Annotated in this window: 13 protein-coding genes and 2 pseudogenes; 9 read left to right on the forward strand and 6 right to left on the reverse strand. The window is 43.2% G+C overall.

Features of this window, described 5'->3' with window-relative positions; genetic code table 11:
• The first annotated feature begins 28 nt into the window (after positions 1-28).
• The 8 genes from ACQ86K_RS14105 (at position 29) to ACQ86K_RS14140 (ending at position 7,014) form a co-directional block, all read left to right on the forward strand.
• Positions 29-1,009, forward strand: a complete 981-nt coding sequence (locus tag ACQ86K_RS14105) for an aldo/keto reductase (protein ID WP_091164497.1) — start codon at positions 29-31, stop codon at positions 1,007-1,009.
• Position 1,010: 1 nt separating this feature from the next.
• Complete coding sequence (locus tag ACQ86K_RS14110) at positions 1,011-1,853, forward strand: SDR family oxidoreductase (RefSeq protein WP_091164494.1); 843 nt, start codon at positions 1,011-1,013, stop codon at positions 1,851-1,853.
• A 38-nt stretch (positions 1,854-1,891) separates the two neighbouring features.
• On the forward strand, positions 1,892-2,878 hold the full coding sequence (locus ACQ86K_RS14115) for an aldo/keto reductase (RefSeq protein WP_091164490.1): 987 nt from the start codon (positions 1,892-1,894) through the stop codon (positions 2,876-2,878).
• 61 nt (positions 2,879-2,939) lie between these two features.
• A complete protein-coding gene (locus tag ACQ86K_RS14120) occupies positions 2,940-3,335 on the forward strand; it encodes a nuclear transport factor 2 family protein (protein WP_431200577.1) in 396 nt (131 codons plus the stop codon).
• Between the two features lie 17 nt (positions 3,336-3,352).
• Entirely contained in the window at positions 3,353-3,937 is a 585-nt protein-coding gene (locus tag ACQ86K_RS14125; protein WP_091164483.1) for an NAD(P)H-binding protein, read from the forward strand.
• 49 nt (positions 3,938-3,986) lie between these two features.
• Positions 3,987-4,331 (forward strand): DUF1259 domain-containing protein, encoded by a 345-nt coding sequence (locus tag ACQ86K_RS14130; RefSeq protein WP_256337377.1) that lies wholly within the window; start codon positions 3,987-3,989, stop codon positions 4,329-4,331.
• 63 nt (positions 4,332-4,394) lie between these two features.
• Positions 4,395-4,793, forward strand: a complete 399-nt coding sequence (locus ACQ86K_RS14135; RefSeq protein ID WP_091164479.1) for a hypothetical protein — start codon at positions 4,395-4,397, stop codon at positions 4,791-4,793.
• A gap of 73 nt (positions 4,794-4,866) precedes the next feature.
• Positions 4,867-7,014 carry a TonB-dependent receptor gene (locus tag ACQ86K_RS14140; protein WP_431200578.1) on the forward strand — a complete coding sequence of 716 codons (2,148 nt, stop codon included), beginning with the start codon at positions 4,867-4,869 and terminating at the stop codon, positions 7,012-7,014.
• 153 nt (positions 7,015-7,167) lie between these two features.
• Here the strand turns inward: ACQ86K_RS14140 and ACQ86K_RS14145 are convergent, their stop codons facing one another.
• The 5 genes and pseudogenes from ACQ86K_RS14145 to ppk1 form a co-directional block, all read right to left on the reverse strand.
• The gene (locus tag ACQ86K_RS14145) at positions 7,168-9,573 is read right to left on the reverse strand and encodes an ABC transporter permease (RefSeq protein ID WP_431200579.1); all 2,406 of its coding nucleotides are present in this window, start codon (positions 9,571-9,573) and stop codon (positions 7,168-7,170) included.
• Between the two features lie 56 nt (positions 9,574-9,629).
• On the reverse strand, positions 9,630-10,325 hold the full coding sequence (locus tag ACQ86K_RS14150; protein WP_431200580.1) for a helix-turn-helix domain-containing protein: 696 nt from the start codon (positions 10,323-10,325) through the stop codon (positions 9,630-9,632).
• 675 nt (positions 10,326-11,000) lie between these two features.
• Positions 11,001-11,564 carry a UbiX family flavin prenyltransferase gene (locus tag ACQ86K_RS14155; RefSeq protein WP_176844406.1) on the reverse strand — a complete coding sequence of 188 codons (564 nt, stop codon included), beginning with the start codon at positions 11,562-11,564 and terminating at the stop codon, positions 11,001-11,003.
• 173 nt (positions 11,565-11,737) lie between these two features.
• Positions 11,738-12,615 (reverse strand): annotated as a pseudogene (locus ACQ86K_RS14160) (exopolyphosphatase).
• Positions 12,616-12,617: 2 nt separating this feature from the next.
• Positions 12,618-14,664: pseudogene (ppk1, locus tag ACQ86K_RS14165) on the reverse strand (polyphosphate kinase 1).
• 193 nt (positions 14,665-14,857) lie between these two features.
• Here ppk1 and ACQ86K_RS14170 point away from each other — a divergent pair.
• Positions 14,858-15,349: a YajQ family cyclic di-GMP-binding protein gene (locus ACQ86K_RS14170; protein ID WP_090525909.1), complete on the forward strand. Its 492-nt coding sequence runs from the start codon at positions 14,858-14,860 to the stop codon at positions 15,347-15,349.
• Between the two features lie 92 nt (positions 15,350-15,441).
• Here ACQ86K_RS14170 and bioB read toward each other — a convergent pair whose 3' ends face one another.
• On the reverse strand, positions 15,442-16,449 hold the full coding sequence (bioB, locus tag ACQ86K_RS14175) for a biotin synthase BioB (protein ID WP_090525910.1): 1,008 nt from the start codon (positions 16,447-16,449) through the stop codon (positions 15,442-15,444).
• Positions 16,450-16,648: the final 199 nt, after the last annotated feature.

Genomic DNA, 16,648 nt, shown 5'->3' on the forward strand with positions numbered 1-16,648 from the left:
TCATCTATTTAAACAAAATTATTTAATTATGGACAAAAGAATATTAGGGAAAGACTTAGAAGTTTCCACACTCGGTTTAGGCTGCATGGGTTTAAGTTACGGTTACGGCCCGGCAACAGAAAGAACAGAAGTGATCGGTTTGATCCGTCATGCGTTTGAAATTGGCGTAACCTTTTTTGATACCGCAGAAGCCTACGGCCCTTACCTTAACGAAGAAGTCGTTGGCGAAGCGCTTGAACCTTTCCGAAATGAGGTGGTAATTGCAACCAAATTTGGCTTTAAGAATGGTAAAACCAGTGATGGTCTTGACAGCCGACCTGAAAATATCCGTGCGCACACTGAAGCGGCATTGAAACGTCTGCGGACTGACCGGATCGATCTGTTGTACCAACACCGTGTTGACCCGAATGTACCTATGGAAGATGTTGCGGGCACTGTTAAAGACCTGATTGCCGAAGGCAAGGTTAAGCATTTCGGTATGTCTGAGGCCGGTGTCGAAAGTATTCGTAAAGCACATGCCGTTCTACCCGTTACGGCGTTGCAAAGCGAATACTCACTTTGGTGGCGTGAGCCTGAAAAAGAGATTTTACCGTTATTGGAAGAATTAAAAATCGGTTTTGTGCCTTTCAGTCCACTTGGTAAAGGGTTTTTGACCGGTGCGATTAATGAGAAGACGACCTTTGATAAGACCGATTTCCGCAATGTTGTACCCCGTTTCTCAGAAGAGAACCGGCAGGCGAACCAAGGCATTGTAGATGCTTTAGCGGAAATTGCAAAACAGAAAGGTGTAACGAATGCACAAGTAGCGATTGCCTGGCTACTTTCACAAAAACCATACATTGTGCCGATTCCTGGTACCACAAAGATCAACCGTTTGGAAGAAAATATGTCTGCTGCCAGTGTGAAATTGAGCCAACAGGACCTGAATGATATACAAATTGCACTTGGTAATATCGAAGTTATTGGTGCCCGTTACCCTCAACATTTGGCAGCAAGGCAAGGACGGTAATATGAAAAATTCAAAAAACGTAATCGTATTGACCGGGGCCGGTCAATTAGGTATGGCCATCGCCCGCAGAATGGGTTACGGTAATAAGATCTTTGTAGCGGACTGGAAAATAGAGAATGCTCAAGCAATTTCTAAAACGCTGACGGAGGCTGGTTTTGACGTAGTACCGTTTAAAGTGGACATCTCATCACGGGAATCTGTTCAGTCACTGATTAAAGCCGCCCGAAAGGAAGGTGAGATTGCTATCTTCATCAACGCAGCAGGAGTTTCACCAAGTCAGGCATCCATTGAGCAAATATTAAAGGTTGATTTATACGGAACCTCACTTTTATTGGAGGAGTTTGGCAAGGTGATCAAATACGGTGGTACGGCCGTTGTGATCTCCAGCCAGTCAGGTTACAGGATGCCCGCGTTAACCGCCGATGAGGACAGGTTGCTTGCAACAACACCTACAGAACAACTTTTGCAACTTGAATTGCTTAAGCCAGAAAATATCAAAGACACGCTTCACGCCTATCAGATGGCAAAACGTGCTAACGGCAAGCGAGTTATGGCGGAAGCTGTAAAATGGGGCGAACGTGGTGCTCGAGTTAATGCAATATCACCTGGCATTATCATTACGCCTCTTGCGCTTGATGAGATCAATGGCCCGAGAGGAGACTTTTATAGGAACATGTTTGCTAAAAGCCCGGCAGGACGTCCCGGAATTGCGGACGAAGTAGCAAATGTTGCGGAACTTTTATTGTCCAATGCTGGCGCTTTTATTACTGGTTCTGACTTTCTGATAGACGGTGGTGCAACGGCATCCTACTTCTACGGTCCACTTCAACCGGAAAATAGATAATAAGAACAGCAACGCGCGCAAGTGCAAAAAACAAGATTATGATAAAAAGAAAATTAGGAAATAGCGGCCTCGAAGTATCTGCGTTAGGTATGGGCTGTATGAATTTAAGTTTTGGTACCGGCCCGGCCGCCGATATCAATGATGGTCTGGCTACTATTCGTGCTGCTGTTGAGCGAGGTATCACTTTCTTTGATACAGCTGAAGGTTATGGGCCTTATACTAATGAGAAACTTGTGGGTGAAGCTTTAGAGCCATTCCGTAAAGATGTGACCATTGCCACAAAGTTCGGCTTCAAACTGGAAAATAACCAAATCACCGGATTAGACAGCCGCCCTGAAAACATCCGCGAGGTAGCCGAGGCATCACTCAAAAGATTAAGAACAGATTATATTGACCTGTTCTATCAGCATCGCGTTGACCCTTCCGTTCCAATTGAAGAAGTCGCCGGTACATTAAAAGACCTGATACAGGAAGGTAAGATCAGTTATTACGGACTTTCTGAAGTAAGCGCCAATACCATTCGCAAGGCTCATGCGATACATCCTGTAGCAGCTGTTCAAAATCAATACTCCATCTGGACGAGAGAACCGGAAGCAGATGTATTGCCTGTGTGCGAAGAATTGGGCATCGGCTTTGTGCCGTGGGGACCATTGGGTACAGGGTTTCTTACCGGCACTATCGATACTAGTTCAAAATTTGACGCCAGTACAGATCTTAGGGCCAATTTCCCCCGCTTCAGCCAAGAAAACATCAAAGCGAATATGCCTGTGGTAGATATGCTACGCAATATTGCAGCTAAGAAAAACTCGAACCCTGTTCAGATCGCTTTAGCCTGGCTTTTGGCGCAGAAGTCCTGGATCGTTCCGATACCTGGTATGGATAAAATCGCCTATATCGATGACAATATTAAATCAGTTGACCTGCTACTTACTACCGAAGATTTGAATGAGATCGACGAACAGCTGTCAAAGATCAATATACAGGGCGACCGCCTGGATGCGGGTTTGCTGTCTATGTCTGAATAAACATGAACCTTAAATTTATGAAACCGTTAATTTTAATCCTGTTAATTATAGTTTCGCTTGATTGTTCTGCTCAAACAGCTCAAGAAAAAACTTACTTTCCTTATCAGATCGCATTTTTGAGTGGGAAGTAGCCGGAAAAATCGATTCCCTTGAGCAAATATTTCACAAGAAATTTCAGGTTGTCGGATCGAGCGGCGAAGCACAATCGAAGGCAGCTTATATCGCCAGATTGCAAAGCGGAAATTTCGTTCACAATGCTATCATAGTAGACGAAAGTGTTGTGGCGATAACAGATAATACCGGAGCAGTGTTCGGCAAAGGCACCTTTACCGTAACCAGCAACGGCCACAAGGTTGTTTTGAAGCTTTCTTACATCGAAGTGTTTACCCGAACAGGTAAAAGCCATCCCTGGAAACTGCTGGCTATGCATGCCAGCAGTTTGCCTGAAAAGCGCTAATTAGCCAAACAATATCAATGAAAAATGTAATTATTTTCGGTGCAAGCGGAAGCCTTGCATCATATGTGATAGATGCGATTGAAGAGCTAGACGACGTGGAACTAACCCTTTTTGTTCGTAACAAAAACAGGTTACAGCAAGGTGCGAGAAACAAACACAGGGTTATCGAAGCCGATGCCACCAACTTTACATTGGTTAAAGACGCGATAGCCGGACAACATATTGTTTATGTGAATCTTGCGGGTGACCTTGAGTTAATGACTCAGAATATTGTGAAAGCAATGATTGAAACCGGTGTCAATCGAATTATCGCTGTAAGTTCAATCGGTATATACAATGTACCGCTTAGTTCAATGCTCGTCCCGTACAGAAAACTTGCCGATATTATAGAAGTGTCAACATTGGACTATACGATCTTACGACCAGATTGGTTTACGAACGGTAGCGAGATCGATTTTACAATTACCCAAAAAGGGGAGCCGGAATCCGGCGGGGCCATTTCCCGCAAGAGTATAGCTGCATTCGTAGCTCACCTCATCGGAAACCCGAATGAATATAATAAAGAGAATGTCGGCATAAGCACGCCTGATTGCCGTGAGTAAACAAAATAATCTATCATAATTTTAAAACCAGGCATCGCGCCGATCTGAAGTGAAGGTAACGGGCGTAGAAATGGCGCCAAATATCGGCTTAAATACCTGGGCCTCGTTTACCGGCACGATGGAGCAGGCACATATCGCAGGTGCTGTGGCGATGCCGGAAACGGAAGTAAATAGCGTGATCCGAACCCTCCGCGCTAACAATATTGAGGTGGTGGCAATACATTATCACATGTCGGGTGATGAGCAGCACATGATCTTTTTACATCACCTGGTTAAAGGCCCAGCTTCGGAGTTAGCGAAGTGCTTTAAAGCAGCGTCAGGGAATTTAGGCAAGAAAAGCGTCAGTAGGGGTAATAAGAAAATGCAATGTATTGTCAATGATATTGAACCGTAAGCCAGCCAATCTGGCTTACGGTTTTTCAGTTTTCCTACAGAATTTATTAGTTAATTTACGCTCATGCTCAAAAGGATCGCGGCTTTTTGGATGATCGGATATTTGCTCTTTGGCAGCATTGCTTTGCCATTGGGGGATTTCTCGCTGCTTAACGAATTGCCGCGCATGTACCAGGCTTATGAAAAGGTGGTCACACCGGATGAAAAAGGCGTGCTGGATTTCATCGGTGATTACCTGCTGAACGGCAAAGATCTGTTAAACCATAACCAGCATGACCAGCCATCAAAACCCGGTGCGCTGCAATTCCAGGGCACGCCATCCTTTGCGGCCATTATTCAACCGGTTAGCCCGTTTTTGGCTGAACCTGTATCATTAGACTCCGTTACCACAGCTTCGTTACATCATAGCTCCGGTGCTTTGAGCTATTACCACCCTTCTTTATTTCGTCCGCCTTTAGCGTAAGAAAACCCTCATTTTCTTAATCATCAATTCTTACGTTTTAAGCTATTTCATGCGCTATTTACTTTTATGCGCCGTGCTGCTGACTTCAGTGGCCACACGTGCACAGCATACTTTATCTATTCTGGTCAAAGATGACCAGACCAAACAGTCCATAGCCGGTGTTACGGCTTATATCAACGAATTAAAAAGAGGCGCTGCTGCGGACAGCAGCGGGCACATTCAGTTCAACCTGCCCACCGGAAAATACGAGATCAAATTCAGTATGGTGGGTTATCTGCCGCAGGAAAAAACTTTCGTGTTACCACTCAAAAATATTGAGCCCGTTATAGAAGTTTACCTGGAGCCGATGGCAGGTGAATTGGCGGAGGTGGTGGTGCAAACCAACCGCACCAATCAGAACCGCAGTGATGTGCCCACCCGTATCGAAGCATTGCCTGCTGAAGAACTGGACGAAAAAAGCACCATGCGCCCCGGCGATATCAAAATGCTGTTGGGGGAGATCACGGGTGTACACGTACAAGCGACTTCGGCGGTAAGCGGCACAGCAAGTTTTCGCATCCAGGGGCTGGATAGTCGTTATACGCAGCTATTGCAGGATGGATTGCCAATGTACGATGGCTTTTCGGGTGGGTTAAGCTTGGTGCAGGTTTCGCCGCTTAACCTGAAGCAGGCCGAGATTATTAAAGGTTCGGCATCAACACTTTACGGTGGTGGGGCTATTGGCGGTTTAGTTAACCTGATCACCAAAACGCCAGCGGCTAAACCCGAATTGACCTTATTGCTTAACCAGAATTCAGCCAAAGGCACCGATGCCAGCGGTTTTTACAGCCAGCAATGGACACTCATTGGAACAACAATTTTTAGTTCTTATAACTATAATGGTGCTTACGATCCGGGTAATACAGGGCTCTCCGCGGTGCCTAAAACCAATCGCTTCACGCTTGCGCCAAAAGTATTCTTAAAGCCAGGCAACCGCGATCAACTTTGGTTTGGTGTTAACTTCATGCACGAAGATCGTTTAGGTGGCGATATGCAGGTCATCAACGGCCATGCGGATAATCAGCACCAATATTTCGAGCGTAACCTAAGCGACCGTCTTTCCACGCAGTTTTCCTACACGCATAAGCTTGACTCTAACAACCAACTGAACTTTAAAAGTACGGTTGGCTATTTTTATAGGACAATCGCTGAGCCGCAGTTTCTATTTAAGGGCGATCAATTATCATCTTATACCGAAGCTAACTATGTCCGTAATGGCAAAATTGCAAGCTGGGTAGCCGGTGCGGATGTTTGGACAGATCATTTGCCGCAACGAGACAGAAGTGTAGATCTGAGCTATAGCCACAACACTTACGGAATTTTTGCTCAAAACACCTTCAAGCCCACAAAATGGTTAGCTGTAGAAAGTGGCATTCGGCTTGACGAAAACTCGCCGTCATCTGCAAGCTCAAACGGGTTATTCCTTTTACCACGCGTTAACACGCTGTTCACGCTCGGTAAACATTGGAGTAGCCGTGTCGGCGGCGGTCTGGGCTATAAGATGCCAGATATTTTTAATGACGATGCCGAAGAACAGGGCTACCGGTATTTGCAGCCATTAAATATTGGCGCAACCAAAGCCGAACGTTCGGCCGGTGCTAACGCAGATGTAAATTATAAGGGCGCAGTAGGCGATGCTTTTTTGCAGGTTAATCACCTATTCTTCCTCACCAAAGTGAATGACCCTTTGATATTACAAAACAATGCCTTTATAAACGCTCCGGGTTACCTGATCAGCAAAGGGGCCGAAACCAATGTTAAGCTGTTGATGGATGAGTTAGGGATTTACCTCGGTTATACCTATACAAATGTACAACGCCATTTTAACGGGTTAAGCAGTGCTCAGGCATTAACACCCAAACACCAGTTAAACGCAGACCTGACCTACGAAGTGGAAAACAGTTTCCGGGCAGGCGTTGAGGGATTTTATACAGGTTCACAATTATTGGATGGTGGCACAACAGGGCGTGATTATTGGACTTTCGGACTGCTTGTGCAAAAGATGTGGAAGCATTTTGTAATTTTCATTAATGCCGAGAATCTTACTGATCAACGACAAAATAAATGGGGAACGATTTATGCTGGCTCGATTTCTAATCCCGTGTTCAAAAATATTTATGCGCCGTTGGACGGTAGAGTTATTAATGCCGGAGTTATAATAAAGCTGCTTAACAATAAATAAAAGAAACGCCCCCTCGGTAAGTTGTCAATTTTATTGGCAACTTTTTTATGATTAAACACCACTACCTTACCTGGCTAATAACTTTACAATACCTGTTACGACAGCCCTAATACCATGCATACACCAGCCCTTTGGCAAATAATACTTGAATCCTCACTCTGTACTCAAACTCTTCACCGGTTTACTTATGGCCGCTTTAATCGCCTGAAAACACACGGTAAGCAATGCCACAACAATGATTGCCATGCAACCTATGCCAAAAAACCACCATTCAATAGTTATCCTGTATGCATAGGCCTGCAACCATTTGTTCATTAAGCACCACGTAATTGGAGTTGAAATGAATAAAGCTAATACAACAAGCCTTAAAAAATCTTTTGAAATAAGGCCGATGATAACTGAAACGGATGCCCCCAGCACTTTGCGGATGCCGATCTCTTTGGTGCGATTGGCAACTGCAAGCGCTGAAAGCCCCAGCAGGCCCAGGCATCCCAGGAAGATAGCGATTCCACCAATCCAGCTAATAATATTTCCCAACCTGGTTTCTGCTTTAAAGAACCGGTTTATATCTTCGTCAAGAAAATTATATTCTAAAGGGTAATCGGGTACAATCTTTTTCCAAGCCGATTGTACTGCTGCCAAAGCCTTCGACGGATTACCCGGCTGCAGGCGAACATAAAACAAATTAAGACCTCCAGAGTTTCTGGCGAACTGATGAAACAAGACCGGTGCTACACGATCTGTAAGAGGCTCATAATTAAAATCACGAACCACGCCTATCACCGTAGGGTTTTTAAAGCCAAGCTTCCCATAGCCTTCCAATTGGCGACCAGTACTGTTTTCAGGCTTCCATCCTAATTCCCTCATCATAGATTCATTAATGATCACTGCGTTCACAGTATCCGAAGTAATTGCCGGGTTAAAATTTCTTCCTGCAACCAGTTGCATTCCCAATGTAGGTATGTAGTTGGCGTCGACGTGAAATTGCTTTGTATTAATAGACTTACCCTGGTAACTAAAATCTGTAAAACCGGTCCCCTCATGTTCACCTAGGCCGTTGTCGGCGCTGGCTAAAACCGAAACACCGGGATGGCCGGAAACTTCCTGTTTAAAAAGCTGGAATAGATGTTTAGTATCCGGAACGCCGAATGTTTGCACAACAAGTACATTCTCTTTACTAAAACCAGGATTTCTTGATTCCATGTAGTGTAACTGCTGCATGATGATTATAGCAGAAACAATCAGCACTGCGGAAAGTACAAACTGAAAAGTGACTAATGCTTTTGTGAAAAAATTCGCGCCGCCTAACTTAATTTTAGCCTTCAACGCGTCCACCGTATTAAAGCCTGACAATATTAACGCCGGGTAGCATCCTGAGAGCAGGGGAACAATCAGTATTAAGCCGGCAATAAGGCCGGTCAACTGTGGAAATTGCTTAAAAGAGAAACTCAGCTCCCTGCCTGACAATTGGTTGAAGTATGGCAAAAGCAGGTATACAAGTGCGAGGCCTATCAGCGTCGAAAAGACAGCAAGCAAAAATGATTCTGTTAAAAACTGAACTACTAAAGCCTTTTTGGTGCCGCCAATAACTTTGCGGACGCCTACCTCTTTTGCGCGGTTTGCTGAACGGCCTATGGAAAGCGTTGTAAAATTAATACAGGCGATTAATAATACACCGGCAGCGATACTTAGTAATATCCAAATCGATTTTGGATCGACAGGCGGGACCTTAATACCCATCAACGCCGGGCTTGTATGCACATCCCTGATTGGCACCAGGTTATACCCGCCTGATCCTGCATCTGGAAAATGCCTGTGCCAGAAATTTGCCAGCAACTTGTTGTTATTCGCCAGTTTGCTTCCGGGCTTTAGCTGAACCACGGTGACAAATATATTCATCCACCAGTCATGTGCGCCCATTTTCCCTGATTTTGTGTTACCAAAACAATCAAAGTTGGCAAGCATGCTGTATTGGAAGGAAGAATTAGATGGCGGATTTGCTGCTATAGCCGTAACTGTAAAAGTTTCAAACACATCGCCAATCTTTACCTGGAATGATTGACCAATGGCATTTGTTTTACCAAATAACCTATTAGCGGTTTCTTCGGTTAAAACCATGCTGTGCAAACCACTGATAGCCGATTTGGCATTCCCGTATTTAAATTTAAACGAAAACACATTGAAGAACGAGGAATCGGCATAAGCAATATTCTCCCGTCTCGCGTCATTTTTTATTTTTATAAATGTTTCATAAGGCTGAATATAACGGACATAATTCTCTACTCCCGGCAGTTCCTGTTTCATGGCAGGCCCCAGGGGCATAGGAGTATAAATGACTCCTGCAAGTGCCTTTACGTTTTCTTTCCCATTTTTGTCTAAAACAAGGTAAGTGTTAGCAGCATTTTTGTGAAACCCATCAAAACTAAATTCATTGATAGCATAAAGCATGAATAGGTTGAAACAGGCTATTCCAACAGACAAGCCAAATATGTTAATGAACGATAATGTCTTTTGCTTGGCCAGCGTGCGAAGCGCTATTTTTAAATAGTTTTTAAACATATAATTGCGGTTTAATATTACAGAAGCCCAATTGGGTGGGCTTCCTGAACGCAATATTACCGGCTGTAAGTGTGAGAGAATGGCCAACTTATCATTTGGCAACTCTTTTTTAGGCTATTTTTATATTCCGCCGGGGTTTTGCCGGTCATCTCTTTGAAAACGCGGTTGAAGGTTCTCTGGGAGTTAAACCCCGACTCGTAGGCTATTCCCAGTAACGTGAGATGGGCGTGTGCGGGGTCCCTCATCTTCCGGGCAGTTTCACGAACCCTGAACTCATTAATAAAGTCGTTGAAGTTCTTGCCCATTCCCACATTAATGATCCGTGATAAATCGTGCGGATGGATATTCAACTTTATGGCCAGGGTGGTTAACGTTAATTCGGCATCCTCGTAAAAACGGTTTGAGGCTACAGCTTCCTTTAGTCTGCGGCTTTTTTCCCTTGCGATATATCTATCGGTTAGCGGCATGGCCATTTCTGTGCCATCATCTAATTTTAGCATCACTTCGGCCGCCACACCAATGAGTACAAAAGCAACGATAAAACTCAAAGCGTCGTTAAACAGCCATAACACGCAAAGCAACCCGAGCAAGTAAATGGTTTTTTCCAATGGGCGGAAGGTAAGCCGCGATCTATCCATTAGTGTTGGCTGCAAGCGTTTATAAAATTGCTGGATCAACCGGTGCGACATGTATAAATAAATAACAACAGATATTAGCACCAGCCATCCCGGTATCCAATATGTAACCAACATGGGGCAAAAATGAAGGAGATCATTTCGGTTAAATTTCAGGTTGGGAGATGTTAGTTGCCGTACATAAAGATACAACAACGGTCCCAGCGCCGGTAAAAAAACGGCGAAAGCCCGCCAGTCTTCAGTACAATTACAGTTAAAGCGACACTTAAAAACAGATTAGCTCTTTGGCCTTGTCTTTTTGCGAAAGCTAAAAGCAATGCAAGCGTAAAACCCGAAAACAGGGTTGCCATGGCAGCCACATGGGATAAGTTAACATGGAATATATCCGGATTCAAATTATTTGATAAGTGTAAGGAGTGTCCCAAATTTACAATATTGCCCCATACAAATCATGGGATCATAAAAATGTTTTCCTGTAAGATAAACGAAAAAAACAAGTTACTTTTGTGGTAGTAGCGTGATTTTGTTTCGTCGTTTATGGTATTATCACGGATGAATGACCTAATAAAAAAATCGCCTTACTTTCTAATGCGGCTTTATACCCCGTAATAGGGGCTGCCCCCTTTGGTAAGGATACCCTAACAAACTTAACTAACCGCATAAGAATTTACAGTGATAATAGAAATACCTTTGTAGTTTTCCATTAGACGGGCTACCCGTTAAAGTTCGGATATATTCCGGGTAATTAAAACGGCACGTAACCGCAATTGCTTAACAGAAACGATGTGGAATTCAGATCCCCTTCCACTCATAGCTTTTACTTTCCAGCCCTATTAAATCAATAACCCGGTTTACTACTGTCATAGCCAGCTCTTCTATAGTTTGGGGCTTGCTGTAATATGATGGAATCGCCGGACATATGATCCCACCTGCTTCCGTAACAGTTGCCATGTTACGGATATGGATCAGATTGAGCGGCGTGTCACGGGCTACCAATACCAGCTTACGGCGCTCTTTAAGGATCACGTCGGCCGCACGGGTGATCAAATCGTCAGAGATCCCTCCTGCTATCCTTCCAAGCGTCCCCATTGAGCATGGAACAATTATCATGGTATCAAACTTTGCCGAACCCGAAGCAAAGGGTGCCATGAAGTCATTTTTGGCGTAAAATTTAAAAGGGAACCGGCTGTATTCTTCGTTGCCGAGTTCAAACTTCCAAACATCTTTGGCATTATCTGACATAACAACGCCCACTTCGGCAATTTGATCCTGCAATTGAGTTAGTTTTTTTAGCAGCAGACTGGCATATATTGAGCCACTGGCGCCCGTAATAGCAACAACTATCTTTTTCTTCATAATTACTCCTTCAACAACCCAAACACACAAAAAGTTAGGGGCACAAAAAAGGGTCGAATAACTTGTACCCGACCCTACATCTACCTATGAAAAACATGCCCTTGAGAGGGCACTACAAATATAATAACACTTTTTAAATTATTAAACAATTTGTTAAAATAATTTTAACCTGTTTATTGAATATTTTTTTCTATTAAAGTTTGGATAATTCCGTCAACCATACCTACCCTGGGCACATATATGTTTTTAATGTTGGCATTTTTCATTACCGTAAGGTAAATTTCACAGGCAGGAATAATTACATCGGCCCTATCCTGGTTTAGGCCAAGTACGTTGATCCTGTCTTTTAATGAAAAAGAGCTCAGGTAGGTATATAGTGATCTTAGTTTAGCAAAAGTTAGCGGCATATCTTCTTTTTCTTCGGATAGCCTGAACAGTTTATTAATGTTGCCGCCGGTACCTATGCCTGATAATTGCTTAAAGTTACGGGTATTGTCGCGCACAAAATCCTTCATTTCGTTCCAGGTTTCTTCGGTGTCCTGGTTATCAAGAATGCGGATGGTGCCAATATTAAACGAACGCGAAACGATCAGCTCCCCTGCCGAAAACAGCGAAAGCTCTGTACTGCCGCCGCCTACGTCAATATAAAGGTAGTTTTTGCTTTTATCGATGTTTTGCTCGGCATGACTGGCATAAATGATACTGGCTTCTTTAGATCCATGTACAATTTCAATATCGATGTTAGCTTCATCCTTAATCAGCTTTACAACATCTTCTCCGTTTTTGGCTTCGCGCATGGCCGATGTTGCACAGGCTAAATAATCGGTAACCTTATATACATCCATCAGGTTACGAAAAGCAACCATTGATTTTACCAGCTCTGTCGTTTTTTCTCAGATATATGCTGCTGGATAAAAGCATCGTCTCCCAAACGCAACGGAACACGGATCAAGGTGTTTTTTTTGAACGACACCGATCCGGTGTTTTGAATTATGTCGGCAATTAACAGCCTCACGGCGTTTGAACCTATATCAATAGCGGCGTATCTCAATGTTATTTCGTTTTATTTTTTAAATAATTATATATTTCAATTTGCGCCCGGTGGCTTTCGGGCGAGTTTGTTTTGTGGTATTTGTTGGTGTTCTGGCTGTTGATTTCACGTGCTTTGGTATTATCTTCAAGCTGGATATCAATAATATCCCTTATCTCCTGTTGTAGTTTTTCATCATATATCGGGAAGCCAACTTCAACACGGTTGTCAATATTTCGGGTCATGAAATCGGCCGATGTAAGGTAGATGAGCTCCTTGCCGCCATTGCAATAAATATGCACCCGGGCGTGTTCAAGATATTTATCTACAATACTAATCACCTCTATATTTTCGCTATAACCCTTCACACCGGCAATTAAGCAGCACATCCCCCTGATGATCATTTTGATCTTTACGCCTGCATTACTGGCCTGGTATAACTTGCTAATGAGATCTTCATCAGCAAGGCTGTTCATCTTCAGGATCATATATGCCTGTTTGCCGGCTTTGGCGTTTTTGATCTCGTTATCTATTAGCCTGTAAATGGCAGGCCGCGAGTCAATTGGCGACACGATGAGGCTTTTGAGCCCCTTAGGCAATAATCCCTTATTAATTGCTTTAAAAACATTTACCAGGTCATCGGTGATTTTTTTATTAGCTGTAAACAAGGTGTGATCGGCATAGATCTGCGCTGTTTTTTCATTAAAATTACCGGTTGAAAGGCAGGCATAATAAGCCAGCTTACCTTTTTCGGTACGGCTAACCAAACATATTTTCGAGTGCACCTTATAACCGGGTACACCGTACAATACTGTTACACCCTCCTCTTCAAGCCTGTTACTCCAGTGAATATTGTTTTGCTCATCAAAGCGGGCCCTTAACTCTACAAGGCAGTTTACCTTTTTGCCGTTTTTAGCGGCATTTATTAAAGCATGGACCACTCTTGAGTTTTCGGCCAAACGATATACTGCAATGCTAATCTCTTTTACCTTAGGGTCTATTGCGGCCTCGCGCAAAAAATGGATCACGTAATCATACGATTGATAAGGTGTACTTACCAGGTAATCCTTTTTGGCGATGAGCCCTATAAGGCTTTTACCGAATGAAAGGTCGGCCACAGGGAGTGCTATATATTTGCTATACTCAAGCTCCGGCCCACCAACGTTGGGGAACGAAATAAAATTTTTGAAATTATGGTACCTGTTACCCGGGATAAGACTTTCGCCATGCAGGCCCATTTTGCCTACCAGGTATTTCAGCATATCCATAGGCATCTCTGAGTCATACAACAAACGCATCGGTTTACCTTTTTTGCGCTTTTGAAGGCTCTTGGCCAATGAATCTACAAATTTTTCGCTCACCTCTTTATCCAGGTCAAGCTCCGCGTCGCGGGTAAGCTGGATGGAGTAAGCCTCTATGCTATCATGTTCAAAAATGAAAAAGATATCCTCCAAACTGTACCTGATAATATCATCAAGCAAAATAATGAATTTCAGGTTATTGGTATCGGGCAGTTTAACAAAACGCGAAAGGTTATCCGGAAACTCAATAAGGGCAAACCTTGTTTTTTTATTGGTGGTAAGCTTTACAAAAAAGTAAACGGCCCTGTCCCTAAGCTCAGGCAGCGGTAAGGTGTCATTAAGCATAATAGGCACCAATGTAGCCAACAGCTTCTCCCTGAAATAATTTTTAACGAAAGTACCTCGGGTTACGTTAAGCTGTTTATCATTCAGGATGAAGATCTTTTCTTCGGCCAGCTGTTTAACAATGATGTTTTCGTACAGGTTGTTGAATTTGCGTTCCTGCCTTACTACAATATTCTTGATCTGGTTAAGTATCTTTTTAGGATTATAACCAAGTATCTCTTTCGATTTTTCATTAAGTGCAGCTAAACGGCTTAGTGTGGCAACCCTCACCCTGTAAAATTCTGTCGAGGTTAGATGAAAATATAGCTAAGAACCTAATCCGGTCTATCAGGGGAACGGTCGGGTCGGCCGCTTCCTGCAAAACCCTATCGTTAAAATATAGCCAGCTTATTTCTCTGTTAATTAAGGGAACCTGTTTATCCATAAAAATTTCTCGCTTTACAGCCAGATGTTACAAATCTGCTTATTTATTTGTTAACTTAATATTAACTCATGAGGAATTAACCTGTTTTCATTCATCATTATTTATTGCAGAAATTAAACAATTTGTTGCAATATTGCGCTGTATGTTTACAATACATTAGTTTTGCAAAACATTTATAACCAACACACTACTTATGCCTACATTTGATATAGTTAGTAAAATAGACGGGCAAACGCTTGATAACGCGATAAATACCGCCAAAAAAGAGATCCTGAACCGTTACGACTTTAACGATTCAAAAAGCACTATTGACCTTGATAAAAAAACAAACCAGGTTACCATAGTTACTGAAAACGATATGCGCCTTAAAGCCATACAAGACAGCATCATAAGCCGGATGGTTAAACAACATCTTGATCCCAAAGCGCTGGATTTTGGCAAAGAGCAATATGCATCGGGCAACATGATTCGCAAGGAAATCAAGATCAGGGAAGGCATAGATAAGGAAGCTGCTAAAAAAATAGTAAAGAAAATTAAAGATAGCGGCCTTAAAGTGCAAGCCTCTATCATGGACGATCAGGTGCGGGTGCAAGGAAAGAAGATTGACGACCTGCAATCTGTTATCAGCCTTTGCCGCGCGGAGGATTTTGGCCAGCCATTGCAATATATTAATATGAGAGACTAATAGAATCTCTGATATTAATGTAAAAGATCCTATTAAAACAAAAGGAGCCATGCATTTTGCTACGGCTCCTTTTGTTTTATCTGAAAGCGCTATTAGCCCGCAACTTCAACTTCTTCTTTATTAACTTCATTAGGCCGGCCATTTTTGAAAGCTTTACGCGGCGATAAACCAAGCAATTCAAACATAGCCATATCGGTATCAAATGATGGGTTTGGCGTGGTAAGCAGCTTTTCGCCGGCAAAAATTGAATTAGCTCCTGCCATAAAACAGAAAGCCTGTTCAACCGTACTCATCTCCGTACGACCGGCAGATAAACGCACTACGGTTTTAGGCATAATGATCCTTGTTGTGGCCACCATCCTAACCATATCCCAAACAGAAACACGGGGCTGATCGGCTAACGGAGTTCCTGCTACCGGCACTAAAGCATTAATAGGCACTGATTCGGGGTGTTTGGGCAGGTTCGACAATGTTTTGAGCATGGATACCCTGTCCTCTACCGTTTCACCCAAGCCAATGATGCCGCCGCTGCATACGGTGATCTTCGCTTTGCGCACATGTTCAAGCGTTTTAAGACGCTCATCATAGGTACGGGTGGTGATGATCCGTTTGTAATCTTCTTCGGATGTATCAAGGTTATGATTGTAGGCATATAAACCGGCATCGGCCAAACGTTGCGCCTGGCTTTCGGTAAGCATGCCAAGGGTACAGCACACTTCCATATCAAGGCTGTTCACCGCTTTAACCATATCAATTACCTTATCAAAATCGCGGTTATCACGAACCTCGCGCCAGGCCGCCCCCATACACAAACGTGATGCACCTCCGGCTTTTGCCTTTTCGGCAGCAGCAATTACTTCATCTTTCGGCATTATGGCATGTACATTTACACCCGTATTATAACGGGCAGCCTGCGGGCAGTAAGCACAATCTTCAGAACATCCGCCTGTTTTTATCGAGATCAAAGAACTGATTTGCACTTCTGCATAATCTTTATTCTCGCGGTGGATTGTAGCGGCCTTGTATACAAGATCAAGCAATGGTGTATGGTATATTTCGGCTATTTCTTCTTTAGTCCAGTTATGTCTAACTTCTGTCATCAGTTTCAGATTAAATTCGTCCCAACAATGTTATTGAGTTATTGTAAACACGCAAATATTCAAAGATTATTTATAAATATAACATTTTGACAGCCCTCAAAAAGAAACTGGCTATATAACAAGGTTTTAAATATTTGGCAGCTTAGTGCTTCCGGGGTTCGAAACTACGCTATCTCCTTATGAGTTGCTGTGGGGACAG

This window comes from Mucilaginibacter sp. P19 (assembly GCF_050632265.1).
Classification (GTDB): domain Bacteria; phylum Bacteroidota; class Bacteroidia; order Sphingobacteriales; family Sphingobacteriaceae; genus Mucilaginibacter; species Mucilaginibacter gossypii.

What these genes read in the sequence shown, in the direction of transcription:
- ACQ86K_RS14135 (WP_091164479.1), top strand. Translation starts at nt 4,395, where the DNA reads ATGCTCAAAAGGATCGCGGCTTTTTGGATGATCGGATATTTGCTCTTT.
- bioB (WP_090525910.1), bottom strand. Translation starts at nt 16,449, where the DNA reads ATGACAGAAGTTAGACATAACTGGACTAAAGAAGAAATAGCCGAAATA.
- ACQ86K_RS14170 (WP_090525909.1), top strand. Translation starts at nt 14,858, where the DNA reads ATGCCTACATTTGATATAGTTAGTAAAATAGACGGGCAAACGCTTGAT.
- ACQ86K_RS14105 (WP_091164497.1), top strand. Translation starts at nt 29, where the DNA reads ATGGACAAAAGAATATTAGGGAAAGACTTAGAAGTTTCCACACTCGGT.
- ACQ86K_RS14125 (WP_091164483.1), top strand. Translation starts at nt 3,353, where the DNA reads ATGAAAAATGTAATTATTTTCGGTGCAAGCGGAAGCCTTGCATCATAT.
- ACQ86K_RS14155 (WP_176844406.1), bottom strand. Translation starts at nt 11,564, where the DNA reads ATGAAGAAAAAGATAGTTGTTGCTATTACGGGCGCCAGTGGCTCAATA.
- ACQ86K_RS14145 (WP_431200579.1), bottom strand. Translation starts at nt 9,573, where the DNA reads ATGTTTAAAAACTATTTAAAAATAGCGCTTCGCACGCTGGCCAAGCAA.
- ACQ86K_RS14150 (WP_431200580.1), bottom strand. Translation starts at nt 10,325, where the DNA reads ATGTTGGTTACATATTGGATACCGGGATGGCTGGTGCTAATATCTGTT.
- ACQ86K_RS14115 (WP_091164490.1), top strand. Translation starts at nt 1,892, where the DNA reads ATGATAAAAAGAAAATTAGGAAATAGCGGCCTCGAAGTATCTGCGTTA.
- ACQ86K_RS14110 (WP_091164494.1), top strand. Translation starts at nt 1,011, where the DNA reads ATGAAAAATTCAAAAAACGTAATCGTATTGACCGGGGCCGGTCAATTA.